Below are 26,796 nucleotides of genomic sequence, written 5' to 3' on the forward strand. Positions count from 1 at the left end.
TCCATTTCTCGTTTGTAGGTGATTGATTTGGCCTGAGGCTGCTTCGAGCATAGGATGCCCGGCCCCTTCAATCTTGATTCAAGTCAATGAGCCTGTCACGCGAGGCGGGTAGTCTTTGCCTCATGTCAAATCCCCCGTCCGGCCCGTATGCAGACGCTGGAGCGTCCGCCGTGGCCGGTGGCGCCGACGCGCACCCGCAGGCCCAAGCCCTGGCCCTGCTGGACGACCCGCAGGAGTGGCCCGCCTTCGGCCGCCCGCACGGCGGCGCTGCTCCCGGCGCTGCGCCGCAAGACGTGGCCTGGGAATCGCACGTGGTGCTGGGCGGCATGCACTGCGCCGCCTGCGCACTGACCATCGAGGAGGCGCTGCGCCGCGTGCCCGGCGTGCTGGAGGCCGACGTCAGCGCCGCCACCTGCCGCGCCCGCGTGGTCTGGCAGCCGGGGCAGGTGCGGCCCTCCGGCTGGATGGAGGCGGTGCGCCGCGCTGGCTACCAGGCCATGCCGGCCATGGACGCGCTGGCGCGCGAGCACCGCGTGCGCGAGCACCGCCGCGCCCTGTGGCGCTGGCTGGTGGCCGGCTTTTGCATGATGCAGGTCATGATGTACGCCTGGCCCGCCTACCAGGCCATGCCCGGCGACCTGACCCTGGAGATGGAGCAGCTGCTGCGCTGGGCCTCCTGGGTCATCAGCCTGCCGGTGGTGCTGTTCGCCTGCGGGCCGTTCTTCTCCAGCGCCCTGCGCGACATCCGCCAGCGCCGCGTCAGCATGGACCTGCCGGTGGCCGCCGGCATGCTGATCACCTTTGCCGTCAGCATGGCCGGCACGTTCGACCCCACGGGCCCCTTCGGGCACGAGGTGTACTACGACTCGCTGACCATGTTCGTGTTCTTTTTGCTCACCGGCCGCTGGCTGGAGCTGCGCCTGCGCGACCGCACCGCCGGCGCCCTGGAGGCGGTGATGAACCGCCTGCCCGACAGCGTGGAGCGGTGGAACGAGGAAGAGGGCGCCTTCACCCGCGTGGCCACCCGGCGCCTGCGCGTGGGCGACGTGGTGCGCGTGCTGCCCGGCGAGGCCTTCCCGGCCGATGGCTGCATCGTCGCCGGCAGCACCCAGGCCGACGAGGCGCTGCTGACGGGCGAATCCACCGCCGTGGACAAGCCCCAGGGCGCGGCCGTGACGGCCGGCAGCTACAACCTGCGCGCCGCGGTGCAGGTGCGCGTGCAGTCGCTGGGCGAAGACACGCGCTTCGGCCAGATCGTCGCGCTGATGGAAAGCGCCTCGCTGCAAAAGCCGCGGCTGGCGCAACTGGCCGACCGCATCGCCCGCCCCTTTCTCATCGGTGTGCTGCTGGCCGCGGCCGGCGCGGCCGCCTGGTGGTGGCCCACCGACCCCAGCCACGCGCTGATGGTGGCCGTGGCCGTGCTGGTCGTCACCTGCCCCTGTGCGCTGTCGCTGGCCACGCCGGTGGCCATGCTGACCGCCGCCGGCACGCTGGCGCGCCGCGGCGTGCTGGTGCGCAACCTGCAGGCGCTGGAGGCGCTGGCCGGCGTGGACACGGTGGTGTTCGACAAGACCGGCACGCTGACGAGCGATGGCCTGGCCCTGCAGGACGTGCGCGTGCCGCCCCAGGCCGGCCTGGGGCGTGCCGAGGTGCTGGGCCTGGCGGCGCTGCTGGCGCGCCATTCGCTGCACCCGGTCTCGCGCGCCGTAGCGGCCGCGGACGGCGTGGACGAGGCTGCGTCCCGCTGGTCGCTGGGCCAGGTGCAGGAGATCAGCGGCGCCGGCCTGGTGGCCAGCGTGCAGGGGCCGCTGGCCGGCACGCTGCGGCTGGGCTCGCCGGCGCATGCGCGCCTGGCCCCGCTGGGCGAGGGGCAGCAGGCCGCGCTGTCGTTGCAGCGCGACGGCGGTGGTGAGGGCGAGGTGATCGAGCTGGCCCGCTTTGCCTTTGCCGAAGAGCTGCGCCCCGAGGCCGCGGCCGTGGTGCGCCAGCTGCAGCAGGCAGGCGTGGCCGTGCAGCTGCTGTCGGGCGACCGCAGCGCCGCCGTGCAGCGCGTAGCCGCGCGCGCCGGCATCGAAGTCGCTCAGGGCGACTGCACCCCGCAGGACAAGCTGGAGCACCTGCGCGCGCTGCAGCAGGCCGGCCACCACGTGGCCATGGTCGGCGACGGCCTGAACGATGGCCCAGTGCTGGCCGGCGCCCATGTCTCGTTCGCGTTCGGCCGCGCCGTGCCGCTGGCGCAATCAAAGTCCGACCTGGTGGTTATGGGCGACAATCTTGGGTTGGTCGCGCAGGCCGTTTCGCAGTCGCGCCGCACCCTGCGCATCGTGCGCCAGAACCTGTGGTGGGCGGCCGGCTACAACGCCCTGGGCGTGCCGCTGGCGATTGCCGGTTTCATGCCGCCCTGGCTGGCTGGCCTGGGCATGGCGTTCAGCTCGCTGCTGGTGGTGGCCAACGCCGCCCGCCTGGCCCGCGAACCGGGCCGCGCCGGCGCCCTCGCAACATCCCCCGGTGCGCCGCAGGCGGCGCCCGCCCCGCTGGAGATGGCCTGAATGGACATTCTTTACCTTCTGATCCCTTTGTCCGTCGTGCTGGTGCTGTTTGTGCTGGCCGGTCTGTGGTGGGCGGTGTACCGCGGCCAGTTCGAGAACGTCGATCAAGAAGGCGAACGCATATTGAGGGATGGTTGACGTCGGTCAAATCCCACGTCAGCTGTCTGGTTAACACTTTTGCCGCAATTACAAGAGGTCTCCGATGGAAACTGCAGTTACAAAAGTAGCGCACTACGACGATACCGTCGTGCGCCAATTCACGATCATGTCGGTCGTGTGGGGGGTGGTCGGCATGCTGGTCGGGGTGTTCATCGCCGCCCAGCTGACCTGGCCTGAATTGAACTTCGGCATCCCATGGCTGAGCTATGGGCGCCTGCGGCCGCTGCACACCAATGCGGTGATCTTCGCCTTCGGCGGCTGCGGCCTGTTTGCCACCAGCTACTGGGTGGTGCAGCGCACCTGCCAGAGCCGGCTGTTCCTGCCCAAGCTGGCCGCCTTCACCTTCTGGGGCTGGCAGCTGGTCATCGTGGCCGCCGCCATCAGCCTGCCGCTGGGCTACACCTCGGGCAAGGAATACGCCGAGCTGGAGTGGCCCATCGACATCCTGATCGCCGCCGTGTGGGTCAGCTACGCCATTGTGTTCTTCGGCACCATCGGCATCCGCAAGGTGCGCCACATCTACGTGGCCAACTGGTTCTTCGGCGCGTTCATCATCGCGGTGGCCCTGCTGCACATCGTCAACAGCGCGGCCATTCCCGCCGGCTTCATGAAGAGCTACTCGGCCTATGCCGGCGTGCAGGACGCCATGGTGCAGTGGTGGTACGGCCATAACGCCGTGGGCTTTTACCTGACCACCGGCTTCCTGGGCATGATGTATTACTTCATCCCCAAGCAGGCCGGCCGCCCGGTGTACAGCTACCGCCTGTCCATCGTGCACTTCTGGGCGCTGATCTTTACCTACATGTGGGCCGGCCCGCACCACCTGCACTACACCGCGCTGCCTGACTGGACGCAGTCCGTGGGCATGGTGTTCTCGCTGATCCTGCTGGCGCCCAGCTGGGGCGGGATGATCAACGGCATCATGACGCTGTCGGGTGCCTGGCACAAACTGCGCGACGACCCCATCCTGCGCTTTTTGATCGTGTCGCTGTCGTTCTACGGCATGTCCACGTTCGAGGGCCCCATGATGTCCATCAAGACCGTCAACGCCCTTTCCCACTACACCGACTGGACGGTGGGCCACGTGCACGCCGGCGCCCTGGGCTGGGTCGGCCTGATCACCATGGGATCGCTCTACTACCTGGTGCCGCGCCTGTTCGGCAAGGAGAAGATGCACTCCATCAAGGCCATCGAGCTGCACTTCTGGCTGGCCACCATCGGCATCGTGCTGTACATCGCCGCGATGTGGATCGCCGGCGTGATGCAGGGCCTGATGTGGCGCGCGGTGAACGCCGACGGCACGCTGACCTACACCTTCGTGGAAAGCGTGAAGGCCACCTATCCGTTCTACGCCATCCGCTTCGCCGGCGGCGTGCTGTACCTGACGGGCATGTGCATCATGGCCTGGAACGTCTGGGTCACGGCGATTTCCGGCCGCTCGGTCAAGCTGCCCATCCCCGCAGTCAACGCTGCGCACGCCTGAGCACCAGGAGCTTTTGAAACATGTCCAACGCCAATAAAAGCACTGGCTTCACGCACGAGAAGGTCGAGACCAACAACTTCCTGATGATCGTGCTGATCCTCATCGTGGTTGCCATCGGCGGCCTGGTGGAGATCGTGCCGCTGTTCTTCCAGAAGTCCACCACCGAAGCCGTGCAGGGCCTCAAGCCCTACACCGCGCTGCAGCTGGCCGGGCGCGATGTCTATGTGCGCGAAGGCTGCTACAACTGCCACTCGCAGATGATCCGCCCCTTCCGCGCTGAGACGCTGCGCTATGGCCACTACTCGGTGGCCGGCGAGTTCGTCTATGACCACCCCTTCCAGTGGGGCTCCAAGCGCACCGGCCCCGACCTGCACCGCGTGGGCGGCAAGTACAGCGACGAGTGGCATCGCATCCACCTGAACAACCCGCGCGACGTGGTGCCCGAGTCCAACATGCCGGCCTACCCGTGGCTGGAAAAGAACCTGGTGGACGCCGAGGCCATGCCGCGCCACATGAAGGCGCTGCGCGTGGTGGGCGTGCCCTACAGCGACGAGGAGATCGCCAAGGCCGGCGCCGACGTCAAGGGCAAAACCGAGATGGATGCCGTCGTGGCCTATTTGCAGATCCTGGGCCGCGCGCTGCGCTGAAGCCAGCGAAGCAACAAAGGAAACCTGTCATGGATATCACCACCATGCGCATCGTCGCCACGCTGGCTTCGCTCGCGTGCTTCCTGGGCATCTGGTTCTGGGCCTGGCGGCGCAGCAACCAGAGCCGCTTCGACGAGGCCGCGCAGCTGCCCTTCGCCGAAGACTAAAGGGACTCGGAAACACAACAAGAGAGATAACCCATGAGCGATTTCACCAGTAATTTCTGGTCCCTCTATGTGGCGGCCATCACGATTGCCGGCGTCGTCGGCTGTGGCCTGCTGCTGTGGCTCACTTCGCGCAAGAAGATCGAGTCGGCCGCCGACAACACCACCGGCCACGTCTGGGACGAAGACCTGACCGAGATGAACAATCCCATGCCCCGCTGGTGGATGTGGCTGTTCGTGCTGACACTGGTCTTCGGTGCCGGCTACCTGATCGCCTACCCGGGCCTGGGCACCTACAAGGGCCAGCTGGGCTGGACGCAGCTGGACGAGTACCGCGCCGAGGTCAACAAGGCGCAGACCGAGCTGGAGCCCATCTACGCCCGCTTTGCCAGCATGAAGACCGAGGAGCTGGCCGGCGACCCCGCCGCCATGGCCATTGGCGACCGCCTGTTCATGAACAACTGCGCCCAGTGCCACGGCTCGGACGCGCGCGGCAGCAAGGGCTTTCCCAATCTGACGGACAGCGACTGGCTGCACGGCGGCACGGCTGACAACATCCATCAGACCATCAAGGACGGGCGCGTAGGCGTCATGCCGCCGATGGCCGCAGCCGTGGGGTCCTCGGAGGACGTGCGCAACGTGGCCCACTATGTGCTGAGCCTGTCGGGCAGCCCGCATGATTCGCTGAAGGCCTCGCTGGGCAAGTCCAAGTTCATGGCCTGCGCCGCCTGCCACGGCATGGACGGCAAGGGCAACACGGCCCTGGGCGCGCCCAACCTGACTGACGACATCTGGCTGCACGGCTGGGGAGAAGCCGCCATCGTGAACATCATCAACAACGGCAAGACCAACGAAATGCCGGCGCAAAAGGACAAGCTGACCGATGCGCAGATCAACGTGCTGACGGCCTACGTCTGGGGCCTGTCCAACAAGGCCGCCGCCGCCCGCTGACGGCCTGCCGCCAGGCCGGCGCAGCCGCTGCAAGCGGGGCGCCGGCCCTTTTTCGTTTCCGCAAGCCAGGGAACTGACGCCCTGCTTGCACTGCAGAGATAGCGTCCATGAAGCCAGACGACGGCCAGCCCCGCAAAAAGATCATTCCCATCGTGCCCGCCGCGCAGGACAACTCGCAGGGCGAGATGATCTCGCTGTACGAGGCGCAAAAGAAAATCTACCCGCGCTCCATCAGCGGCCTGTTCGCGCGCTGGCGCTGGGCCATGGTGTACCTGACGCAGCTGGTCTTCTACGGCCTGCCCTGGCTGCAGTGGGGCGAGCGCCAGATGGTGCTGTTCGACCTGGGCGCGCGGCGTTTTTACATCTTCGGACTGGTGCTGTATCCGCAGGACTTCATCTATCTGACGGGCCTGCTCATCATCTCGGCGCTGTCGCTGTTCTTGTTCACGGCGGTGGCGGGGCGGCTGTGGTGCGGCTTTGCCTGTCCGCAGACGGTCTATACCGAGATCTTCATGTGGATAGAGCACAAGATCGAGGGCGACCGCAGCGCTCGCATGCGCCTGGACAACGGCTCCTGGACCTTCGAGAAGGTCTGGAAGAAGACGCTCAAGCAGCTGGTGTGGATTGTCGTGTCGTTCTGGACGGGCTTCACCTTCGTGGGCTACTTCGTGCCCATCCGCGAGCTGGGCGGCGAGCTGATGCAGCTGCAGGGCTCGTGGCAGCTGTTCTGGGTGCTGTTCTACGGCTTTGCCACCTACGGCAACGCGGGCTTCCTGCGCGAGCAGGTGTGCAAGTACATGTGCCCGTACGCGCGCTTTCAGAGCGCGATGTTTGACAAGGACACCATGGTCGTGACCTACGACCCCGAGCGCGGCGAGCCGCGCGGGCCGCGCAACAAGACCATCGACTACAAAGCCAAGGGCCTGGGCGACTGCATCGACTGCACGCTGTGCGTGCAGGTCTGCCCCACGGGCATCGACATCCGCAACGGCCTGCAATACGAGTGCATCGGCTGCGGCCTGTGCGTGGACGCGTGCAACACCGTCATGGACAAGATGAAGTACCCGCGCGGGCTGATCCGGTTTTCCACGCAAAACGGCGTGGCCAACCACTGGACGCAGTCGCAGATGATCCGGCGGGTGTTCCGCCCCCGCGTGTTGCTGTACGGCGGCGTGCTGGTGGCGCTGTGCCTGGGCATGCTGGCCAGCCTGGTGGTGCGCACCCCCTTCAAGGTGGACATCGTGCGCGACCGCGCGGCGCTGTCGCGCATCGTGGCCGGAGGCAAGCTGGAGAACATCTACCGGCTGCAGATCATGAATGCCACCGAGAAGCCGCAGCACTACACCATCGCTGCGCGCGGGCTTGACGGCCTGGAGCTGGCGTCGGAGCCTCAGATGGAAATCGGCGCGGCCGAGTCGCGCTGGGTGTCCGTGCGGCTGCACATTCCCTACGGCTCGGCGCAGCCGGGCTCGCACACTGTGTATTTCGACATCCGCGCCGCGGAGACCGGCGCGCAGATCTCGGAGAAATCCGCCTTCCTCGTGCCGCGCTGATGATGCGGAACCGGGGCCGCCCAAGCGCAGCCCCGGCCCTTGTGGCCCCGCGGGCGGGGCCTGAAACTTCAGGAAATCATGTCCACTTCTTCCTCCCCTTCCGCTGCGCCCCAGCAGTCCCCGCCCTCCCAGCCCTGGTGGAAATACGGCCACGTCTGGCTGATCATCGCCGGGCCGGCCATCGTCGTCGTGGCCGGCTTCTTCACGCTGTGGCTGGCCGTGCACGATCCCGATCCGGTCATCGCCGAGGACTACTACCAGCGCGGCCTGGACATCAACAAGACCCTGAACAGCGACAACCCGCAGGCCAGCATGCAGCCGGCTGTCAAGGGCCGCAACCATGCGGCCACGCCGGACAGGGACCAGCCGCGCTAACTGTGAAAATGCGCTCCGGTCCGACACGACCTGGGGTGCGCCACCTTTGCACGGCACATCTGCGGTGCTAGGCTTTGATCCATCGCAAGGAGGCTCTCGTATGCTGATGCAACGGATGATGTGGATCGCCTGGCCCGCTTTTCTGATGGCGGGCGTGATGGAGATGGTGGTGTTCGCTTTTGTCGATCCAGGCACGCTTTACTGGTTCGACCAGCCGCTGCAGGTCTCGCGCGAGGGCATCTATACGCTGGCCTTCTTCGTCTTCTGGGCCGTCATCATGGTCTCCAGCGCGCTCACCACGCTGCTGGCGCTCTCGCCGTTCGAGATGAACCGCTGCCCGGTGCCCACGGGCGAGCGGCCTCTGGACTGCGCCAAATACTCCCTTTGAAGCGCCTCTAGCGCGGCCGCGCCCCGTCAGCCCTGGCTGACGGCGGCGGCTACTGCCTGGCCCACTTCGGTGGTGCTGGCGCTGCCGCCCAGGTCGGGCGTGCGCGGGCCGCTGCGCAGCACCTCTTCAATCGCCGCCACGATGGCGTCGTGCGCGGCGCGCCCGGGGCCTTCGCCCTGGGTCAGGAAGTCCAGCATCAGCGCACCCGACCAGATCATGGCGATCGGATTGGCGATGCCCTGGCCGTAGATGTCCGGCGCCGAGCCGTGCACCGGCTCGAACAGGCTGGGGAAGCGCCGCTCGGGGTTCAGGTTGGCCGAAGGCGCCAGGCCGATGGTGCCTGTGGTGGCAGGGCCCAGGTCCGACAGGATGTCGCCGAACAGATTCGTCGCCGCCACCACGTCAAAGCGCCCGGGCTGCAGCACGAAGCGCGCCGCCAGGATGTCGATGTGCTGCTTGTCCAGCGCCACGTCCGGGTACTGGCGCGCCACCTCGTCGGCGCGCGCGTCCCACCAGGGCATGCTGATGGCGATGCCGTTGCTCTTGGTGGCCAGGGTCACGTGCTTGCGCGCCCGGCTGGCGGCCAGCTCGAAGGCGTACTTCAGCAGCCGCTCGGCGCCGTGGCGCGAATAGACCGATTCCTGGATGACGATCTCGCGGTCCGTGCCCTCGTACATGATGCCGCCCAGCGACGTGTATTCGCCCTCGGTGTTCTCGCGCACCACCACGTAGTCGATGTCGCCGGGCTCCCTGCCCGCCAGCGGGCAGGGCACGCCCTCGAACAGGCGCACCGGGCGCAGGTTGATGTACTGGTCGAATTCGCGGCGGAACTTGAGCAGTGAACCCCACAGCGAGACGTGGTCCGGCACAGTGGCCGGCCAGCCCACGGCGCCGAAGAAGAGGGCGTCCATGCCTGACAGTTGCGCCTTCCAGTCGCCGGGCATCATCTGTGCGTGCCGGGCGTAGTAGTCGCAGTGCGCCCAGTCGAAGGTATGCAGCTGCAGCGCGATGCCGAAGCGCTCGGCGGCGGCCTGCACGGCCCGCAGGCCCTCGGGCATGACCTCGCGGCCAATGCCGTCGCCGGCGAGGACCGCGATCTGGAAGGGGCGGGACATGGTGCGTCTCCTGGTTCTGAATGCTATGGATAAGTGAGCTGTTTGCGTTTGCATTGCAGCGGTTTCAGCATGAAATTGTGCTGAAACCTTTGAAGAGCAAGCGCGAGGAGCTATCGATATAAGAGCATCAGCGGGCCAGCGCGGCCTTTACCGCGGCTGACACCAGGCCCATGTCCGCCTTGCCGGCCAGGCGCGCCTTGGCCGCGCCCATGACCTTGCCCATGTCGCCAGGGCCGGCGGCGCCCAGCTCGGCCACGATGGCCTGCACGGCCTGCTGCACCTCGGCTTCGGACATGCGCTCGGGCAGGTAGGCGGCCAGCACGGCCAGCTCGGCCTTTTCCTTGTCGGCCAGGTCCTGGCGGCCCGCGCCCTCGAAGGCGGTGATGGAATCCTTGCGCTGCTTGATGAGCTTGTCCACGATGGCGACGACGGCCGCGTCATCCAGCGTGATGCGCTCGTCCACCTCGCGCTGCTTCATCGCCGCCTGCAGCAGCCGAATGGTGCCCAGGCGCTCGCTGTCCTTGGCCCGCATGGCGGTCTTCATGTCTTCGGTGATCTGGTCCTTGAGGCTCATGTCAGTAGCTTTCGGTGAAAAACAAAAAACCCGCGCTTGGCGTCCCTAGCGCGGGTTTTGTGGGCGATTCCGGTGAAGGACGGCGCCGAAGCGGTGCTTAGTACAGCTTCTTGGGCAGCTGCATGCTGCGCACGCGCTTGTAGTGGCGCTTGACGGCCGCAGCCTTCTTGCGCTTGCGCTCGGCGGTGGGTTTTTCGTAGAACTCGCGGGCACGCAGGTCGGTCAGCAGGCCCAGCTTTTCAATGGTGCGCTTGAAGCGGCGCAGGGCCACGTCAAAGGGTTCGTTCTCTTTTACACGAATGGTGGTCATCAGCTGAAATATTCCAGTTTTTGCCGCCAGAGGGCTGTCAGGAAGATCGGGCCTGAGAGCCATGCGCGGCGGTTTGCCCGCCTGTAACTAGTATCCGGCCGGCGGGCGTTTGCCAGCAAAGCCCAAGATTATAGCCATTGAGCTTTCGCTACGGACCGGGAATAGGGCAAGAAAAGAAATGACGGGCCCGTTCCTGTGCAACAGAAACGGCAGATGGGACCACCACATGTCAAAAATGAACGACCGTGCGAAAAACTTTGTATCAGCAAGACAGAGTGCGCAAAAAGTGTAGCCGGGGCTTCGAGAATCCGCCTCCTGTTTTCTTTCACGGCGTCTCTTCTATGGTTTTGAAACGTTTGGGGGCGGTATCCCTGCTGGCCTGGGGTGTGGCTGCGCTGACGGCTTGTGGTGGAGGAGGCGGCTCGTCTGATTCTTCTTCCGTTCCTCAGCCTATTCCGCCGGGCAGCGTAGCCCCGGGAGGGCCGTTGCTCCCATTGCCCGAACAACCCGGCCCCGGGCCTGCACCTTCTCCAGGACAGCCAGGCCCTGGTCCCGGTACCGGACCCTCGCCGGAGCAGCCAGGCCCTGGACCCAGCCCGAGTCCCTCTCCGCTACCGCCGCCTCCCAAACCTCAGCCCGGCAACCCCTATCCCGAACCTATCGGCGCCCAATACAGCCCCCTGGCGGCACGCGGCTTCTACGACAACGACAAGACCGGCCAGCCACGCGCGGTGCGCAACGATCTGGGCGGCTCCCTGCCGGGCATGGTGCAGTTTGGCCAGAGCCACACGGTGGACCCGTCCGGCAACGAGGCGAAGAACATGCCGCGGCTGACGATGCACAAGGAGGCCCTGCTGCTGGTCACACCCGACCCGGCGCTGGGTGCGCTCGAAGGCCTGCAGGTCGCTGTGACCGTCAATGGTCAGGCCAAGGGCACTCTGCCCCTGCGCCACCCCAATGACATTCCGCGCTCGGACTACGCCAACAACGATGGCCGCCCCGACTACGTCTATTCCCGCCGCGCCTGGACGGTGGCATTGCCCTGGGACTGGGTGCAGCCCGGCCTGGCGCTGCGCGTGGCCGATGCCCAGGGCCGCACCGGCATGCTGGCGTCCAGCGCCATCGACTTCGCCGGCGCCGGCGAGCTGGTGCTGCACAGCATTCGCCTGGGCATGCTCACGGACGTGCCCAAAGACCGGCACTGGTTCCGCACCAACCCCGAGCAAGCGGCAACCGACTACCTGCAGACCATTCCCGCCGCGCGCATCACTGCCGCCTACTACGAGGATGTGACGCTCCCCAAGGTCATGGTGGCCTCGGGGGTGATCTACAGCGACAAGAGCGCCACCAGCGGCGACGTCTATAGCGGCGACATGCGCGAGAACACGGGCAAGTCCACCTTCAGCGTCGGCATCAACTTGGCCAACTGGGGTGTCAGCGCTTCCAGCATGGCGAGCCAGAACCAGCCGCAGGTGACGCAGAACGTCACCTTGCACCATGCCCGTGGCGCCTACCAAAATGGCCTGGCCAGCCATGGGCTGTCGGGTGGCAACAGCATCCTGACACTCTACAACTCGGACTACAACGAGTTCAGCCACGAGATCGGGCACCACTATGGGCTGGGGCACTACCCCGGTGAGGAAAACGGCAACCGCTTCCTGTCGGGCAACCACCACGACAGTGGCTGGGGCTACATCGGCTATCGCAAGCGCATGCGGGCGAACATCCACTGGACGGCGGCCAAGACCGACCACTTGGCCGGCATGCCCGAGCTGGACGGTACCTACACCTTCACGCCGGATGCCATGGCAGGGGGCAATTTCAGCAGCAGCCTGTCGCGCTACACGCATTACACCGGCTACAGCACCAAAATAGAGATCCAGCCCGCCTTCAACAGGGTGGCCGTTTTCTCTGCCGAGTCGCCCACCGGCTACAAGAAGTGGAATGCGCAAAGCAGGGCGATGGAGAATTTCGCCCCTCCCATCCCGGGCGGCAACGGCCCGGTTTGGTACAACAGCAGCACGGGCAAGTTCCTGGCGCCGCGCCTGCATGGCGTGCCGGTGGTGACGCTGCTGGGCGGCTATGACCCGGAATCGACCCGGCCGGCGGCCGAGCAGGCGCTGATCTATCCGGCACTGCGCAGCAACTGGGGCAACGTCTTCGACCTGCCCACAGACGCCACCGACACCCAGGAAAAGCGCAGCTGCTGGCTGCAGGTGGACTTCGCCACCGCCAGGGCGCAGCAGCGCATTGCGCTGGCCGGCCGCCGGCTGCAAGGCAAGTCGGTCAACAAGCTGCACGTACACCTCGCGCAAAGCGACCAGCCCCGCCGCGCAGAGCTGCTGTGCCAGACGCCTGGCCAGCCGGTGCAGTCCCTGTACGTGCTGGACATTGCAACCGGCCAGCCGCCCCTGCCGGCCCCCGTCATCGTGGGCAAGGACAAGGGCTACAGCGCGCTGCGCGCCTACGAGCTGCCGCAGATGCAGCAAGCCCTGCAGGGCCTGAGCGGCAAGGCGGTGCCCAGCCTCAGCGGCGAGGCCAAGGTGATCGTGGACAGCTGGAGCGACGATCCGGGCGGCCTGTCCGCAGCGGCGCAGGCGCAGCTGCAGCGCTACAAGCTCCAGCAGGAGCAAAGCCTGCGCCTGAACCGCTGGATCAGCGCCTATGGCCGTGCGCTGGACGCGAACGTGCCCGAGGCGCAAAGCGCATTGATGCAGTTCGTGCAGACCCTCGGCCTGGCCAGCCAGCCCGCCGTTCCCCAGGGCCAGACGCTGACCATGTCCAACGGCAACTGCATCCGCAAGGTGGGCAACGACGTCGGCATCGCGGGCAGCAGCCTGTGCAAGGGCGGCCTTGATGAGCAGTGGGTACTGGACGGCCGCGGCAGCGTGCGCAGCCGCGCCAGCCTGGACCTGTGCCTGACCGACAAGGGCGGCAGCAACCAGATCAGGCTGCAGCCATGCGACCTGAACAACGAGGCCCAGGTGTGGGACACCAACACGCCCAAGCGCATCGCACGCGGCGGGCGCTGCTTTGACCTCAGTGGCGGCTACCTGACCAACAACCTGGGCACGCTGATCACCTACAACTGCACGGGGGGCGGCAACCAGCAATGGGGCGCCCTGGTGGCCAGCGACAACCTGGCACTGACCCTGCTGACGGGCGACAACGTGCTGCGCCTGGTCAAGGCCGCCGAAGCCACGGCCACCAAGCCTGCCGCTGCCGCAGCGCACTGACCGGCGCCACTGCGCCCCGCCGGGCGCAGGCGGACGAGAAAAAGGCCAGCGGCGTGCTGGCCCTTTTTCTTTTCTGCAGCGCCGGAGCGAGCGCTAGCGCCCTGGCTCCAGCGCCTGCGCGCAGGCGGCCGCGCTGGCCCAGGCCCACTGGAAGTTGTAGCCCCCCAGCCAGCCCGTCACGTCCACCACTTCGCCGATGAAGTACAGCCCCGGCTGGGCCTTGGCCTCCAGGGTCTGCTGCGACAGCGCGGCCGTGTCCACGCCGCCCAGCGTCACCTCGGCCTTCTTGTAGCCCTCGGTGCCGCTGGGGGTGATCTGCCAGTGCGACAGCTGCTCGCCCAGGCGCGACAGCGCGCGGTCGCTGGCCTCGCAAATGGGGCGCTGCCAGTCGGGGCTTTGCGCGGCCCAGGCGTCGGCCAGGCGGGCGGGCAGCCAGGTGGCCAGCTCGTTGGCCAGCAGCTTGCGCGAGCCGCGCGCCTTGGCCTGGCGCAGCGCGTCCTGCAGCGCCACGCCCGGCGCCAGGTCGATGGACAGGGGCGTGCCCGGCTGCCAGTAGCTGGAGATCTGCAGCACCGCCGGGCCCGACAGGCCGCGGTGGGTAAACAGCAGGTCTTCGTGGAAGGTCGTGCGGCCCTTCTTGCCGGCCCCGGTGCTGATCGCCACCGGCAGCGCCACGCCGGCCAGCGCGTTCCAGGGCGCCCAGGTGGCAGCGTCGAAGGTCAGCGGCACCAGGCCCGGGCGCTGCGCCACCACCGGCAGGCCGAACTGCCGCGCCAGCCGGTAGCCCAGGTCGCTCGCGCCGATCTGCGGAATCGACAGGCCGCCCGTGGCCACCACCAGGCTGCGGGCCTGCACGGGGCCGCGGTCGGTATCAATTTGATAGCTGCCCGCGCTTTCCCCGCCTGCGCTGGAGGGCAAAAAGCCTACATTTTTGACGGCGCAGGGCTGCCAGCGCTGCACGCCGCCGGCGGCGCACTCGGCCAGCAGCAGGGCGATGACGTCCTCGGCCGAACGGTCGCAAAACAGCTGGCCCTTGTGCTTTTCATGAAAGGCGACGCCGTGGCGCTGCAGCAGCTGCGTGAAGTGCGCCGGCGTGTAGCGCGTGAGCGCAGCGCGGGCGAACTGCGGATTGGCGCCGACGAAGTGGCGCTGCGGGGCGCGCAGGTCCAGCCCCTGGTTGGTGAAATTGCAGCGCCCGCCGCCGGAGATGCGGATTTTTTCGGCCACGCGCACGGCGTGGTCGATCAGCAGCACCTTCAGGCCGCGCTGGCCCGCCTGCGCGGCGCAGAACAATCCGGCAGCGCCGGCGCCGAGGATGACGGCATCGAAAGACGGGGAGGAGGGCACGGGACGGGGCGCGCAGGAAGAACAAGGAAAGGGCGGCGATTGTCGCCCAGGCGCCGCGCCCGCCGAGCGGGTCAGCGCATGTACTGTCCGCCCGGCCCGATCACGGCGATGTCCACAAAGCGCGAGCCGTTGCGCTCGCCGGGGCCGAAGCGGTAGGTGTGCCCGCCCAGGTCGAGCGGGCCCAGGCCTTCCATGGCCCGTGCCACGCTCTCGCCGCTGGCTGCCGGGCCGGCCGCGCGCAGCGCCTCCAGGAGCACGCGGGCGTCCAGGTAGCCGATGTAGCGGTCGTAGTCGGGCTCCAGGCCGTGGCGCTTCATCGACGCCTGGAATTCGCGCGTCACGGCCAGGGTGGCGCGCCGCGGCGATGGCGTGGTGCGCGCCACGGCCAGGCCGCGCGCGTCGTCGCCCAGGGCGCGGATGACGTGCGCCCCCGCGCCCAGGGACAGCGTGTACAGCGGCACGCCCAGCTGCGCCCGGTGGGCGCGCACGTAGGCCACCACCGACGGCCCGGCAGCGACCATCAGCACCGCCTGTGGCCGCTGGGCCGCCAGCGCCCGCGCGACCTCGCCCGCGTCCTGGCCGCTGCTGTGCATGGCTTGCGTGGCGACGACGGTGGCGCCCTCGGCGGTGGCGATCTGCTGCGCCAGGGGCAGCGTCAGCTTGCCGAAATCGTTGTCCTCATAGGCGATGGCGATGCGCGCGCTCTGCGTCGCCACCAGGTTGCGCACGATCTGCGCCAGCTCGTCGGAGTAGCTGGCGCTGGTGGTGAACAGCCAGGCGCTGGCGGCTGCGCGCGGCGCGGGGCTGCCGGTATAGACGGCCACCAGCGGCGTGCGCGCACGCTCCAGGTAGGGCAGCAGCGCCATGACCTGCGAGGTGCCGGCCTGCCCGAACAGCGCCACCGCGCCCTCGCGCTCGACGAGCTGGCGCGCGTTGTCCAGGGTGCGGCGGGCGTCAAAGCCGTCGTCCAGCGTGACCAGCCGCACCTTGCGCCCGCCGACTCCGCCCTGCGCATTGAAGTCGGCGATGGCGGCCTCGTGCGCCTCATGGATGGGCGCCATGAACGGCGCGAGCGGACCGGTGAGCGCGGTGGAGCGCCCCACCACGATGTCACTGCGCGCCCCGCGCGCGCCCTGCTGGGCCAGCGCCGGCGCCGCGCCGGGCGCGAGCGCCAGCGCGCAGGCGCCCGCCGCCAGGCCTTGCAGCACGCTGCGCCGGCCCGGGTGGCGCGGGGCAGACGGGGGAAGAAAGGCAAAGGGGCGCACGGGGTACTCCTCAGGCTTGGCGGGTAAAAAAAGGGGCAGCAGCAGCAGTCCGCCCGGACGGGGGCGATTGTTCGAGCCCGGCCCGGCCCGGGGCCTGGGGCTTACCCGCGGCCCGTGACTCCCGCGCGACAGTCCGCCGGGGCGGGCCCTGCCTCGGCCAGCGCCTGCGCTCCGCGCACCACGTCGCCCACCACGATCACGCTGGGGCTGGCCAGGCGTTCGCGCGCGATGGTGTCGTGCAGCGCGCCCAGCGTGGTCACGGCGCTGCGCTGGCACGCCAGCGTGGCGTGCTGCACCACGGCCACCGGCGTGTGCGCGGGCAGGCCGCCGGCCAGCAGGCCCTGCTGGATCTGGCGCGCGCCGCGCATGCCCATGTAGATGACCAGCGTCAGGCGGGCCTGGTGGGCGGTGGCGCCCAGCAGCGCCCAGTCGGTCTGCCCGCCGCCGCTTTGGCTGTGGCCGGTGAGCAGAAGCACGCCCTGGGCGTGCGCGCGGTGCGTGAGGGGCACGCCCAGCTGCGTGGGCGCCGCCAGGCCGGCGGTGATGCCGTTCACCACCACCGGCTCGATGCCCGCCTGGCGCAGCGCCTGCACCTCTTCGCCGCCGCGCCCGAAGATGAAGGGGTCGCCCCCCTTCAGGCGCACCACCGCCTCGCCGGCGCGCACCTCGGCCACCATCAGCCGCTCGATGAACTCCTGCGGCGTGCTGCGGCAGCCCCCGCGCTTGCCCACGCGCACGATGCGCGCACCGGGCGAGGCCAGGGCGACGATGTCGTCGCCCACCAGGTCATCGACCAGCAGCACGGTGGCCGCGGCAATGGCGCGCGCGGCCTTCAGGGTGAGCAGTTCCGGGTCGCCCGGGCCGGCGCCCACCAGGGTGCAGCTGCCGGTCGTGTGCGTGGGGGTGTTCATGCCGCGGCCTCCTGCGCGATCTGCCGCGCCACGTGCGTGATGTGGCGCACCTGGGCGGCCAGCGCCTCGGGCACGGGCAGGGCGCCGTTCAGCACGGCGCGGGTGTAGGCGGCGGTGGTCTCGATGTCGATGGCCTCGGGCAGGCCGGGCACGGCGGCGGCGGTGCCGGCCTGCTGCTCGGCCAGCAGGGTGTGGCGGCCGGCCACCACGGCGTCGTAGCGCGGCTGGCGGCGCGGGTCGGCGGCCACTTCGCCCTCCAGCCCGCGCGACAGCAGCAGGTGCAGGGGCAGCTCGCGCGCCACGTCCAGCGCCAGCTCGAAATACTCGGGGTGGGTGTAGCTGCCCACCACCAGGGCCGGCCCGGCGCAGGGCGCCAGCAGCTTGACGACGCTGTGCGCCGGCGTGCGCAGGCCGATGGCTTCGCGCACCGCCAGCAGGCGCGCCAGGCCCGGGTGCAGCGCCGCCGTGGCCAGCAGCCCCACGGCCCCAGGTGCTATCGCTTCAGGAGCTGCCGGCGCCGGTACACCCAGGCTTTGCAGCACATCAGAGGCTAAAACGCGGCGCGCCTCGGTGCGCATGCCGTGCACCAGCACTGCCAGCCCTTCGCGCGCCAGCAGCAGCGCCAGCAGGGGCGTGAGCACAGGCAGCCGGCGCGCGCCGTTGTAGCTGGGCAGCACGACCAGCGGGGCGCCGCCCGCCAGCGCCGGCACCCGCGCCATGCGCGCGTGCACGGCGTCCAGAAAGCCGCACATCTCCGCCGCGCTCTCGCCCTTGATGCGCATGGCCACGCAGAAGGCGCCCACTTCCAGGTCGCTGGCGTGCCCATCCAGCAGCTGGCCGAACAGGTCGGCCGCCTGTTCGCGCGTGAGCGCCCGGGCGCCGCGCGCGCCCCGGCCTATCTCCTTGATGTAGTGGCTGATGGCCATGGCAAGCAGGGTTTCAAATATTGAATGTGGGCATTCTCCAGCATGCTTGATGACGAATGGTTATGTAGTTCTGCCGGCGCGCCGTTTGATGGTCAAAAGGGCCTCCAGCGCTTGTGCAGCAAGCGCTGGCAGCTATCCATTCAATAGCAACGTGGCGGCTCAGGACGCCGGGGGCGGCTCGTCCGCCGCCTGCCCGCGCCACTGGCCGCCCAGCGCGCGGTACAGCGCCACGCGGTTGGCCTGCTCGGCCAGCTGCAGGGCGATGAGCGACTGCTGGGCGCTATAGAGCGCGCGCTCGGCGTCCAGCACCGGCAGGTAGCTGTCGGCGCCCAGACGAAAGCGCGCCTGCGACAGCGTCAGCACCTGCTGGCTGGCCGCCACCAGCGACTGCTGCGCCGCCAGCCGCCCGTCCAGCGTGGCGCGCTCGGCCAGCGCGTCGCGCACCTCGCGAAAGGCTGCCTGGATGGCCTTGTCGTACTGGGCGACGGCGCTCTCGCGCGCCACCTCCGCCACGCGCAGGTTGGCGCGGTTGCGCCCGGCGTCAAACAGGGGCAGGCGGATCTGCGGCGCAAAGCTCCAGGTGCCATTGCCGGCGGCGAACAGGCCCGAGAGCTCGGTGCTGGCCGTGCCCACGCTGGCCGTCAGGCTGATGGAGGGAAAAAACGCGGCGCGCGCCACGCCGATCTGCGCGCTGGCCGCCGCCAGCGCATGCTCGGCCGCGCGCACGTCCGGGCGGGCCAGCAGCACGCTGGACGGCAGGCCGGGCGCGATGGCGGGCAGTGCGGTGGCCAGCGTGTCCGCCGGAGGGGCGGCGATGTCCGCACCTGTGCCCTGGGCCGCCAGCGCTGCGGCGACGCTGGCCGGCAGCAAATTGGCCGGCACCGGGCTGCCTGCCAGCAGCGCCAGCGCATTGCGCCCGCGCGCCACCTGCGCCTCGAACGCGCCCACGTCGGCCCGGGCGCTGTCCACCGTGGTCTGCGCCTGGGCCAGCGTCAGGCCCGAGCTTGCGCCCAGCGCGTGGCTGGCCTGCGTCAGCGCCAGCTGCTTGTCGCGCGCGCGCAGCGTGGCGCGCGCCAGCAGCAGGCGGCGCGCGTCGGCGTCCAGGTTCAGCCAGGTCAGCATGACGTCGGACACCAGGCCGATGCGGGCGCTGCGCTGGTTGTCCTGGCTGCGCAAAAACTCCTGCAGCGCCGCCTCGTTGAGGTTGCGCACGCGGCCCCAGAAGTCGATCTCGTAGCCGGCCAGGCCCACGCCGGCGCTGTACTGGCTGGCGGTGTTGCCGCGCCCGGCGGCCGTCAGGTCATCGGCGCTGCGGCTGCGCGCCGCGGCGCCGGTGGCGGCCAGCGTGGGCAGCCGGTCGGCCTGGGCGATGCCGTACTGCGCCCGTGCCCGTTCCACGGCCAGCACGGCCAGCTGCAGGTCGCGGTTGCCGGCCAGCGCCATGCCCAGCACGGTACGCAGGCGCTCGTCCACCACGAAGGGCGCGCGCGCCGGGTCGGTGGGCACGGCCAGCAGCGGGGCATCGGGCGGCGTCGGCGCGTCCAGCGTGGCGGGCACGGGCAGCGGCGGCACCTCGGGCGGCGGCGCCAGCGACATGCAGGCCGTCAGCGCCAGCAGCGGCGCTGCCAGGGTCAGGCGCGCCGGGCGTGCCAGGCGGGAGGGCAGAAAAAGGGCTGTGGTCATGGTGCAGGGGGGGGCGCGGCGGGCGGGGCGGGCTGCGCGCCGCGCGAGAACAGCCGGCGCACCACCAGGAAGAAGACCGGCACGAAGAAGATGCCCAGCAGCGTGGAGAACACCATGCCGCCCAGCACGGCGGTGCCAATCGCCTGGCGCCCGCCCGCGCCGGCGCCGGTGCCAATCGCCAGCGGCAGCACGCCAAAGCCAAAGGCCAGTGAGGTCATCAGGATGGGCCGCAGGCGCAGGCGCACGGCCTGCACGGTGGCATCGACCAGCGCCATCCCGCGCTCCTGCAGCTGCACGGCGAACTCGACGATCAGGATGGCGTTCTTGGAGGCCAGGCCCACGGTGGTGAGCAGGCCCACCTGGAAGTACACGTCGTTGGCCATGCCGCGCGTGTAGGTGGCGACGAGCGCGCCGATCACGCCCAGCGGCACGGCCAGCATGACCGACACCGGCACGCTCCAGCTCTCGTACAGCGCGGCCAGGCACAGGAAGACGAACAGGATGGACACGGCGTACAGCAGCGGCGCCTGCGAGCCGGACTGGCGCTCCTGCAGCGACGCGCCCGTCCACTCAAAGCCGATGCCCGCCGGCATCTTCGCCATGATGGCCTCCACCGCAGCCATGGCATCGCCCGAGCTGGCGCCAGGGGCGGTGCCGGCCTCCATCTCCAGCGCCGGGCTGCCGTTGTAGCGCATGAGCTGGGGCGAGCCACTGGTCCAGCGCGTGGTGGCGAACGAGGCGAAGCGCACCATCTCGCCGTTCTTGTTGCGCACGGCCCATTGGCCGATGTCCTGCGGCAGCATGCGCGAGGGTGCGTCGCCCTGGATATACACGCGCTTGACGCGGCCCTGATGGATGAAGTCATTGACGTAACTGCCGCCCAGCGCGGCCGACAGCACGCCGTTGATGTCGCCGGTGGACAGCCCCAGGGCGGCGGCCTTGCGGTCGTCCACCTCCACCTTCAGCTCCGAGGTGTCGTCAAAGCCCGTGGTGCGCATGCTGGTCAGCTGCGGCACATCGCGCGCGGCGGCGATCAGGTCGTCCCGGGCCTTCATCAGCGCCTCGTGGCCCAGGCCGTTCAGGTCTTTCAGCACGAAGTTGATGCCGGCGCTCGACCCCAGGCCGCGCACCGGCGGCGGCAAGGTGACGAAGATGCGCGCATCGCGTATCTGCGCCAGCGCCTTGTTGGCCTGGCGCGCTATGGATTCGGCGGACTGCGAGGGCAGCGGCCGCTCGGCCCAGGACGTCAGGCGCACGAACATGCTGCCCGAGCTCTGGTTGCCGTTGAAGCCCAGGATGGCGTTGGTGCTGAAGACCTCCGGCTGGTCCTTGAAGTACAGCCGCACCTGGTCCATGACGTCGGCCAGACGCGCGTCGGTGGCGCCGGACGGCAGCGTGACGTTCACCCGCACGAAGCCCTGGTCCTCGTTGGGCAGAAACGACGTGGGCAGGGTGCGGAACATCCAGGCCACGGCGACCAGCACGGCGGCGAACAGCAGCGCCATGCGCAGCGTGCGCGTGAGCAGCTGCGCCACCGCGCCCTGGTAGCGCGAGGCGCCGGCGTCGAACCAGTGGTTGAAGCCGTTGAAGAAGCGGTCGGCCCAGCCCAGCGGGCCGGGCCGCGGCGTGCGCCCGTGCTTGCCGTGGGTGATGGGTTTGAGCAGCGACGCGCACAGCGCCGGCGTCAGCGTCAGCGCCACCAGCACCGACAGCGCCATGGCCGCCACGATGGTCACCGAGAACTGCCGGTAGATGACGCCCACCGAGCCGGCGAAGAACGCCATGGGGATGAACACCGCCGACAGCGTCAGGCCGATGCCCACCAGCGCCGGCGTGATCTCGCGCATGGACTTGCGCGTGGCCTCCTTGGCGGGCAGGCCCTCCTCGCTCATCACGCGCTCGACGTTCTCCACCACCACGATGGCGTCGTCCACCAGCAGGCCGATGGCCAGCACCAGGGCGAACATGGTCAGCATGTTGATGGAGTAGCCCATGGCCGAGAGCACGCCCAGCGTGCCCAGCAGCACCACCGGCACGGCAATGGCCGGGATCAGCGTGGCGCGCAGGTTCTGCAGGAAGATGAACATGACCAGCGTGACCAGCAACATGGCCTCGGCCAGGGTCTTGATCACTTCATGCAGCGAGGCGCGCACGAACGGCGTGCTGTCGGAGCTGACGAAACCCGTGATGCCGTCGGGAAAGTAGGGCGCCAGCTCCTGCAATTTGGCGGCCACCGCGTCGCCCACGGCCATGGCGTTGGCCCCGTCGGCCAGCACGATCCCCAGGCCCGCGCCTGGCTGGCCGTTCAGGATGGAGCGCACGGTGAGGTTGTCGGCCTCGAGCGCCACGCGCGCCACGTCGGCCATGGTGACCACCGAGCCGTCGGGCAGGGCGCGCAGCACGATGTCCTGGAACTCCTGCACGGTTTGCAGCTTGGAGCGCGCCGTGACCGTGGCGTTGAGCATCTGACCGGGCACGGCCGGCAGGGCGCCCAGCTGGCCGGCCGAGACCTGCACGTTCTGCGTGTTCAGCGCCGCCACCAGGTCGGACGGCATGAGCGCGTACTTCTCCAGCAGCTGCGGGTCCATCCAGATGCGCAGGGCGTAGCTGGTGCCGAACACCGTCACGTCGCCCACGCCGTCCACGCGGGCGATCACGTCCACCACGTTGCTGGTCAGGTAGTCGCCGATGGTCACCTGCGACACATGCGGGTCGGGCGAGGTGAAGACGTAGGTGACCAGGTAGTCCTGCCCGCCCTTGTTGACGAACACGCCGCGGCTCTTCACGGCGTCGGGCAGGCGGTTGACAGCGCCCTGCAGCTTGTTTTGCGCCTGCACCTGGGCCACGTCGATGTTGGCGCCGGGCGCAAAGGTGAGCGTGGTGCGCGAGCGCCCGGCCGAGTCGCTGGTGGACTGCATGTACAGCAGGTTGTCCAGCCCCTTCAGTTGCTGCTCGATGACCTGGGTGACCGAGTTCTCCACCGTCTCGGCCGAGGCGCCGGTGTAGGTGGTGTTGATGGTCACGCGCGGCGGGGCGATGTCCGGGTACATCTCCAGCGGCAGCGTGACGATGGACAGCGCGCCGGCCAGCATGATGACGATGGCCAGCACCCACGCGAAGACGGGGCGGTTGATGAAGAACTGGGCCATGGCGGATCAGCCGGCGCTGGAGGCGGCGGAGGCGGCAGGAGTGGCCGGTGCGCGCGGCGCCCAGGGCACCGGCTTGACGCTGTCGCCCGGGCGCACGCGCTGGCTGCCATCCACCAGCACGCGCTCGCCGGCGGCCAGGCCGGACAGTACCTCCCAGCGGCTGCCCACGGCCGCGCCGGTGACGATGCGCCGCGTCTCCACTTTGTCTTCGGCCGTCACCACCAGCACGCTGGCATTGCCGGCCGGGTCGCGCCGCACGGACTGCTGCGGCGCCAGCAGGGCCTGCTCGTTCACGCCGGCCTCCAGCACGGCGCGCACGTACATGCCGGGCATCAGCACGCCGTCCGGGTTGGGCACCACCGCGCGCAGCAAGATGGCGCCGGTGCCGGGGTTGACCTGCACGCCGCTGAACTGCAGCCGCCCGGCGTGCGGGTAGGTGCTGCCGTCGTCCAGCAGCAGCGTCACGCGCGCGTCGCCGCTTTTGCCGCCTTCGGCGCGCTGGATGCGGCCGCTGGCCAGGTCGTTCTTCAGGCGCAGCAGCTCGGTGCTGGACTGCGTCACGTCCACGTACAGCGGATCGGTCTGTGTCACGGTGGTCAGCGCCGCCGCCTGGTTGGCGGTGACCAGCGCGCCGGGCGTGACGGTGGAGGTGCTGGTGCGCCCGGCGATGGGCGACTTGATGCGGGTGTAGCCCAGGTTGATCTGCGCGGCCTGCACGGCCGCCTGCGCCACCGCCACGTCCGACTGCGCCTGCGTGGCCGCGGCCTGGCTGTCGTCATAGGCCTGGCGGCTGATGGCGTCGATCTTCACCAGCTCGGCGTTGCGCCGGGCGTTGGCCTGGGCCGTGCCCAGGTGGGCGCGGGCGCGCTCCAGCTGGGCGCGGGCGGCGGACAGGGCGACCTCGAAGCTGGCTGCATCCAGCTGGTACAGCACCTGGCCGGCCTTGACGGAGGCGCCTTCGGTGAACAGCCGCTTTTGCACGATGCCGCCGACCTGCGGGCGAATCTCCGCGGACAGCCAGGCGCTGGTGCGCCCGGGCAGCTCATTGGTCACCACCTGGCGCTCGGGCTGCAGGGTCAGCACGCCGACCTCGGGCAGGGCCTGCGCGGCGGGGGCGGCCGGCTCGCCCTTGCCGCCGCCGCAGCCCGACAGCGCAGCCGCCAGCACCAGCGCTGCCGCGCTCCAGCCCGGCCTGCGGCCAGGAGTCCAGGCCGGGGCAGCTGCCGGGCGCAAAGCAGGGCGGGCACGAATCGCAAAGGTCATGGAAGGCTCGAACACAAGGACGGGGCGGCCGGCGCAAAGGAGCCGCCCGCCAGACAACGGACAAGGCAAGGCCCGCGCGCAGCGCGCAGGCAGGGCCGTACTTTCGCACGCTGGCGCGGCGCTCCTGGGCGAATGCGGCCCATCTTCATCCTTCTTTACAACGGCCGCCGGACCTGCCCTGGACGGGGAAGGCCGCCGCGAGGGGCAGGCGGGTAAACCATGCCAGCGGCCACAGCGCCCTTGGGCGACATTAACCCGGGTCAAGGCTTTGCCGCACCCCGCACATGCGCGTCAACCTCCCGGTCCACGACCAGTCCTACCCCTTTCCCAGCGGCCAGACGCTGGTGTCCACCACGGACCTCCAGGGCCGCATCCTGTACTGCAACCCGATGTTCATCGAGGTCAGCGGCTACACGCGCGAGGAGCTGCTGGGCCAGCCGCACAACATGATCCGCCACCCGGACATGCCCGAGCAGCCCTACGAGGACCTGTGGCAGACCATCCAGCGCGGCCTGCCCTGGTCCGCACCCATCAAGAACCGGCGCAAGGACGGCAGCTACTACTGGGTCATGGCCAACGTCACGCCGCTCGTGGAGGGCGGCAGGCCGGTGGGCTACATGTCGGTGCGCACCGAGGCCAGCGACGCCCAGGTGCGCGCCGCGCACGAGCTGTACGCCCGCATGCGCGCCGAGCGCCAGGCCGGGCGGCTGGTGCATGTGTTCCGCCAGGGGCGGCTGGTGCGCGACACCCTGGCCGGGCGGCTGCGCCAGCGCCTGGCGCCGGGCCTGGCCGGCCGCCTGGCGCTGGCCTTTGCCGGGGTGGCGGCTGCCGCCCTGGCGGCGGGCACCCTGGTGGCCGGGCAGGGCTGGCCGGTGCGGCTGACGGGCTGGGGCGGCTCCGCCGCCGTGGCCCTGCTGGCGCTGGGCTACGCGCGGCGCGCCGTCATCGCGCCGCTGGCGCAGCTGGTCGAGGCCGCCAACCGCATGGCCGCGGGCGATCTGACGCAGCCGCCCGTGCAAACGCGCGCCGACCTGGTGGGCGAGCTGCAAAAGGCCCTGATGCAGCTGAACGTGAACCTGCTGTCCATCGTGCGCGATGCGCGCCAGGAGAGCGAGAAGATGAGCCAGGCGGCCGGCCACATCGCCCAGGACAGCCGCGAGCTGTCCGGGCGCACCGAAAGCCAGGCCAGCAGCCTGCAGCAGACGGCCGCCTCGATGGAGCAGATCACCGGCACCGTGCGCCAGACCGCCGACGCCGCCCGCCAGGCCGCCGCCCTGGCCGCGCAGGCCACGGCCTCGGCCGAGCGCAGCAGCCAGGCCGCCGGGAGCGTGGCCGACACCATGCAGCAGATCGACCAGGCCTCGCGCCGCATCGCCGAAATCACCCAGCTGATCGATGCCATTGCCTTCCAGACCAACATCCTGGCGCTGAACGCGGCGGTGGAATCGGCCCGCGCCGGCGAGCACGGCCGGGGCTTTGCCGTGGTGGCCGCCGAGGTGCGCGCCCTGTCGCAGCGCACGCAGCAGGCGGCGCGCGAGATCCGCACGCTGATCGACGCGGCCGCCGCCCAGGTGGGCGAGGGCCAGCGGCGCAGCGCCAGCGCCGGCCAGGCCATGCACGCGTCGCTGGCCATGGTGCAGCAGGTGGGCACGCTGATCGGGCAGATCGACGGCGCCTCCAGCGAGCAGCTGTCGGGCATCTCCCAGATCAACGCCGCGGTGGCCCAGCTGGACACCATCACCCAGCACAACGCGGCGCTGGTCGAGCGCAGCGCCGAGCTGGCCGGCCAGGTGCAGCTGCAAGCCCGCACGGTGACCGAGGCGGTGCAGGTGTTTCGCCTGGATGGCGCAGCCGCCGGCCCCCGGGCGAACGCCGTGGCACTGCGCCGCGCGGCCCGTGAGATATTGGTCAAATAGGCCTTCAGCCCTTTGCTGGCAAGCGCTGGCAGCTCCTTTTTCAGGAGCGACTGAAGAGCGCCCATTGTCAACCTGCGTGTCTGCGCCGCCGCGCGGCTGCGCGGGGCGGCGCAGCGGCCTACCATGGGGCCCCCTGGGCCCGCGCTTCGTGTAGCCGGGCCGAATCACCGAAAGGCATCGCCATGAACACCTCTTCTTCCGAACCGCTGGCCGACCAGCTGCAGCAGCAGCTGCAGGGCGCGCCCCTGGCACAGATCGCCGCGCAGCTGGGCATCGGCGCCGAGCAGGCGCACAGCGCCGCCGCCATGGCGGTGCCGCTGCTGCTGGGCTCCATGGGCCGCAACGCCGAGCAGCCGCAGGGCGCGCAGGCCCTGCTGGGCGCCCTGCAGCGCGACCACATGCAGCCTGCGGCTGGGCTGGACCTGGGCGGCCTGCTGGGCTCGGTGCTGGGCGGTGGCGGCGGCAGCGGCGCCGGCCTGGGAGGCGACGGAGCGGCCATCCTGGGCCACATCCTGGGCGGCAAGCGCCCGCAGGCCGAGGCGCAGCTGGGCCAGGCCACCGGCCTGGGCGAGGGCGCGGGCAAGCTGCTGGGCCAGTTGGCGCCCCTCGTCATGGCCTTTCTGGCGCAGCGCGTGCGCGCCGGCGGCATGGGCGCGGGCGACCTGGGCAATGTGCTGGGGCAGGAGCGGGCCCGCACGCGCAGCAGCGGCTCGCCTGCGGGCGACCTGCTGTCGCAGGTGCTGGACCAGGACGGCAACGGCCGCGTGGACCTGGGCGACCTGCTCAAGCTGGGCGGCAGCCTGCTGGGCGGGCGCCGCTGACGCTCCTCAAT

The 26,796-nt window shown here is 69.7% G+C and carries 22 protein-coding genes; 12 read left to right on the forward strand and 10 right to left on the reverse strand.

Annotated features, from left to right (window positions below; genetic code table 11):
- Positions 1-122: 122 nt before the first annotated feature.
- The 9 genes from C7H73_RS06925 to C7H73_RS06965 all read left to right on the forward strand — a co-directional run bounded on the left by C7H73_RS06925 (position 123) and on the right by C7H73_RS06965 (position 8,269).
- On the forward strand, positions 123-2,549 hold the full coding sequence (locus tag C7H73_RS06925; RefSeq protein ID WP_106845974.1) for a heavy metal translocating P-type ATPase: 2,427 nt from the start codon (positions 123-125) through the stop codon (positions 2,547-2,549).
- A complete protein-coding gene (gene ccoS / locus C7H73_RS06930) occupies positions 2,550-2,687 on the forward strand; it encodes a cbb3-type cytochrome oxidase assembly protein CcoS (protein WP_011804518.1) in 138 nt (45 codons plus the stop codon).
- Between the two features lie 64 nt (positions 2,688-2,751).
- Positions 2,752-4,191 carry a cytochrome-c oxidase, cbb3-type subunit I gene (gene ccoN, locus C7H73_RS06935; protein ID WP_106845975.1) on the forward strand — a complete coding sequence of 480 codons (1,440 nt, stop codon included), beginning with the start codon at positions 2,752-2,754 and terminating at the stop codon, positions 4,189-4,191.
- Positions 4,192-4,211: 20 nt separating this feature from the next.
- A complete protein-coding gene (gene ccoO, locus C7H73_RS06940; protein WP_106845976.1) occupies positions 4,212-4,838 on the forward strand; it encodes a cytochrome-c oxidase, cbb3-type subunit II in 627 nt (208 codons plus the stop codon).
- 29 nt (positions 4,839-4,867) lie between these two features.
- On the forward strand, positions 4,868-5,005 hold the full coding sequence (locus C7H73_RS06945) for a cbb3-type cytochrome oxidase subunit 3 (protein WP_091565382.1): 138 nt from the start codon (positions 4,868-4,870) through the stop codon (positions 5,003-5,005).
- Between the two features lie 33 nt (positions 5,006-5,038).
- Positions 5,039-5,953, forward strand: coding sequence for a cytochrome-c oxidase, cbb3-type subunit III (ccoP, locus tag C7H73_RS06950; protein WP_106845977.1), 915 nt, complete (start codon positions 5,039-5,041; stop codon positions 5,951-5,953).
- 107 nt (positions 5,954-6,060) lie between these two features.
- On the forward strand, positions 6,061-7,506 hold the full coding sequence (ccoG, locus tag C7H73_RS06955; protein ID WP_106845978.1) for a cytochrome c oxidase accessory protein CcoG: 1,446 nt from the start codon (positions 6,061-6,063) through the stop codon (positions 7,504-7,506).
- Positions 7,507-7,584: 78 nt separating this feature from the next.
- Positions 7,585-7,881 carry a FixH family protein gene (locus C7H73_RS06960; RefSeq protein ID WP_106845979.1) on the forward strand — a complete coding sequence of 99 codons (297 nt, stop codon included), beginning with the start codon at positions 7,585-7,587 and terminating at the stop codon, positions 7,879-7,881.
- 100 nt (positions 7,882-7,981) lie between these two features.
- Positions 7,982-8,269, forward strand: a complete 288-nt coding sequence (locus C7H73_RS06965) for a hypothetical protein (RefSeq protein WP_106845980.1) — start codon at positions 7,982-7,984, stop codon at positions 8,267-8,269.
- Between the two features lie 26 nt (positions 8,270-8,295).
- On the opposite strand, the gene C7H73_RS06970 is transcribed toward C7H73_RS06965, so the two are convergent.
- From C7H73_RS06970 to rpsU, 3 genes are all read right to left on the reverse strand, one after another.
- Complete coding sequence (locus tag C7H73_RS06970; RefSeq protein WP_106845981.1) at positions 8,296-9,384, reverse strand: tartrate dehydrogenase; 1,089 nt, start codon at positions 9,382-9,384, stop codon at positions 8,296-8,298.
- Between the two features lie 127 nt (positions 9,385-9,511).
- Complete coding sequence (locus C7H73_RS06975; RefSeq protein ID WP_106845982.1) at positions 9,512-9,958, reverse strand: GatB/YqeY domain-containing protein; 447 nt, start codon at positions 9,956-9,958, stop codon at positions 9,512-9,514.
- Positions 9,959-10,055: 97 nt separating this feature from the next.
- Complete coding sequence (gene rpsU, locus C7H73_RS06980; protein WP_007833691.1) at positions 10,056-10,268, reverse strand: 30S ribosomal protein S21; 213 nt, start codon at positions 10,266-10,268, stop codon at positions 10,056-10,058.
- 731 nt (positions 10,269-10,999) lie between these two features.
- Here rpsU and C7H73_RS06985 point away from each other — a divergent pair.
- Positions 11,000-13,504, forward strand: a complete 2,505-nt coding sequence (locus C7H73_RS06985) for a M66 family metalloprotease (RefSeq protein WP_227001433.1) — start codon at positions 11,000-11,002, stop codon at positions 13,502-13,504.
- Between the two features lie 93 nt (positions 13,505-13,597).
- Here the strand turns inward: C7H73_RS06985 and C7H73_RS06990 are convergent, their stop codons facing one another.
- The 7 genes from C7H73_RS06990 to C7H73_RS07020 form a co-directional block, all read right to left on the reverse strand.
- Positions 13,598-14,851: a BaiN/RdsA family NAD(P)/FAD-dependent oxidoreductase gene (locus C7H73_RS06990; RefSeq protein ID WP_106845984.1), complete on the reverse strand. Its 1,254-nt coding sequence runs from the start codon at positions 14,849-14,851 to the stop codon at positions 13,598-13,600.
- A gap of 71 nt (positions 14,852-14,922) precedes the next feature.
- A complete protein-coding gene (locus C7H73_RS06995; RefSeq protein ID WP_106845985.1) occupies positions 14,923-16,116 on the reverse strand; it encodes an ABC transporter substrate-binding protein in 1,194 nt (397 codons plus the stop codon).
- Positions 16,117-16,217: 101 nt separating this feature from the next.
- Positions 16,218-17,027, reverse strand: coding sequence for a uroporphyrinogen-III C-methyltransferase (cobA, locus tag C7H73_RS07000; protein WP_106845986.1), 810 nt, complete (start codon positions 17,025-17,027; stop codon positions 16,218-16,220).
- Positions 17,024-17,953, reverse strand: coding sequence for a DNA-binding protein YbiB (ybiB, locus tag C7H73_RS07005; protein ID WP_106845987.1), 930 nt, complete (start codon positions 17,951-17,953; stop codon positions 17,024-17,026). Before ybiB ends, cobA begins: the two co-directional genes overlap by 4 nt.
- A 159-nt stretch (positions 17,954-18,112) precedes the next feature.
- Positions 18,113-19,636, reverse strand: a complete 1,524-nt coding sequence (locus C7H73_RS07010) for an efflux transporter outer membrane subunit (RefSeq protein ID WP_106845988.1) — start codon at positions 19,634-19,636, stop codon at positions 18,113-18,115.
- Complete coding sequence (locus C7H73_RS07015) at positions 19,633-22,785, reverse strand: efflux RND transporter permease subunit (RefSeq protein WP_106845989.1); 3,153 nt, start codon at positions 22,783-22,785, stop codon at positions 19,633-19,635. The genes C7H73_RS07010 and C7H73_RS07015 overlap by 4 nt, the downstream gene beginning before the upstream one ends.
- Before the next feature lie 6 nt (positions 22,786-22,791).
- A complete protein-coding gene (locus C7H73_RS07020; protein WP_106845990.1) occupies positions 22,792-24,048 on the reverse strand; it encodes an efflux RND transporter periplasmic adaptor subunit in 1,257 nt (418 codons plus the stop codon).
- A 284-nt stretch (positions 24,049-24,332) separates the two neighbouring features.
- Between C7H73_RS07020 and C7H73_RS07025 the strand changes: the two genes are divergently transcribed.
- Both C7H73_RS07025 and C7H73_RS07030 read left to right on the forward strand, forming a co-directional pair.
- The gene (locus C7H73_RS07025) at positions 24,333-25,964 is read left to right on the forward strand and encodes a methyl-accepting chemotaxis protein (protein WP_106845991.1); all 1,632 of its coding nucleotides are present in this window, start codon (positions 24,333-24,335) and stop codon (positions 25,962-25,964) included.
- Positions 25,965-26,146: 182 nt separating this feature from the next.
- Positions 26,147-26,785 (forward strand): DUF937 domain-containing protein, encoded by a 639-nt coding sequence (locus C7H73_RS07030; RefSeq protein ID WP_106845992.1) that lies wholly within the window; start codon positions 26,147-26,149, stop codon positions 26,783-26,785.
- Positions 26,786-26,796 lie beyond the last annotated feature (11 nt).

The sequence above is a fragment of the Pulveribacter suum genome, assembly GCF_003013695.1.
Lineage (GTDB): Bacteria > Pseudomonadota > Gammaproteobacteria > Burkholderiales > Burkholderiaceae_C > Melaminivora > Melaminivora suum.

Bases quoted from the DNA above. Each gene is read 5' to 3' on its own strand.
- C7H73_RS06925 (WP_106845974.1), top strand. From the start codon at position 123: ATGTCAAATCCCCCGTCCGGCCCGTATGCAGACGCTGGAGCGTCCGCC.
- ccoS (WP_011804518.1), top strand. From the start codon at position 2,550: ATGGACATTCTTTACCTTCTGATCCCTTTGTCCGTCGTGCTGGTGCTG.
- ccoN (WP_106845975.1), top strand. From the start codon at position 2,752: ATGGAAACTGCAGTTACAAAAGTAGCGCACTACGACGATACCGTCGTG.
- ccoO (WP_106845976.1), top strand. From the start codon at position 4,212: ATGTCCAACGCCAATAAAAGCACTGGCTTCACGCACGAGAAGGTCGAG.
- C7H73_RS06945 (WP_091565382.1), top strand. From the start codon at position 4,868: ATGGATATCACCACCATGCGCATCGTCGCCACGCTGGCTTCGCTCGCG.
- ccoP (WP_106845977.1), top strand. From the start codon at position 5,039: ATGAGCGATTTCACCAGTAATTTCTGGTCCCTCTATGTGGCGGCCATC.
- ccoG (WP_106845978.1), top strand. From the start codon at position 6,061: ATGAAGCCAGACGACGGCCAGCCCCGCAAAAAGATCATTCCCATCGTG.
- C7H73_RS06960 (WP_106845979.1), top strand. From the start codon at position 7,585: ATGTCCACTTCTTCCTCCCCTTCCGCTGCGCCCCAGCAGTCCCCGCCC.
- C7H73_RS06965 (WP_106845980.1), top strand. From the start codon at position 7,982: ATGCTGATGCAACGGATGATGTGGATCGCCTGGCCCGCTTTTCTGATG.
- C7H73_RS06970 (WP_106845981.1), bottom strand. From the start codon at position 9,384: ATGTCCCGCCCCTTCCAGATCGCGGTCCTCGCCGGCGACGGCATTGGC.
- C7H73_RS06975 (WP_106845982.1), bottom strand. From the start codon at position 9,958: ATGAGCCTCAAGGACCAGATCACCGAAGACATGAAGACCGCCATGCGG.
- rpsU (WP_007833691.1), bottom strand. From the start codon at position 10,268: ATGACCACCATTCGTGTAAAAGAGAACGAACCCTTTGACGTGGCCCTG.
- cobA (WP_106845986.1), bottom strand. From the start codon at position 17,027: ATGAACACCCCCACGCACACGACCGGCAGCTGCACCCTGGTGGGCGCC.
- ybiB (WP_106845987.1), bottom strand. From the start codon at position 17,953: ATGGCCATCAGCCACTACATCAAGGAGATAGGCCGGGGCGCGCGCGGC.
- C7H73_RS07010 (WP_106845988.1), bottom strand. From the start codon at position 19,636: ATGACCACAGCCCTTTTTCTGCCCTCCCGCCTGGCACGCCCGGCGCGC.
- C7H73_RS07015 (WP_106845989.1), bottom strand. From the start codon at position 22,785: ATGGCCCAGTTCTTCATCAACCGCCCCGTCTTCGCGTGGGTGCTGGCC.
- C7H73_RS07020 (WP_106845990.1), bottom strand. From the start codon at position 24,048: ATGACCTTTGCGATTCGTGCCCGCCCTGCTTTGCGCCCGGCAGCTGCC.
- C7H73_RS07025 (WP_106845991.1), top strand. From the start codon at position 24,333: ATGCGCGTCAACCTCCCGGTCCACGACCAGTCCTACCCCTTTCCCAGC.
- C7H73_RS07030 (WP_106845992.1), top strand. From the start codon at position 26,147: ATGAACACCTCTTCTTCCGAACCGCTGGCCGACCAGCTGCAGCAGCAG.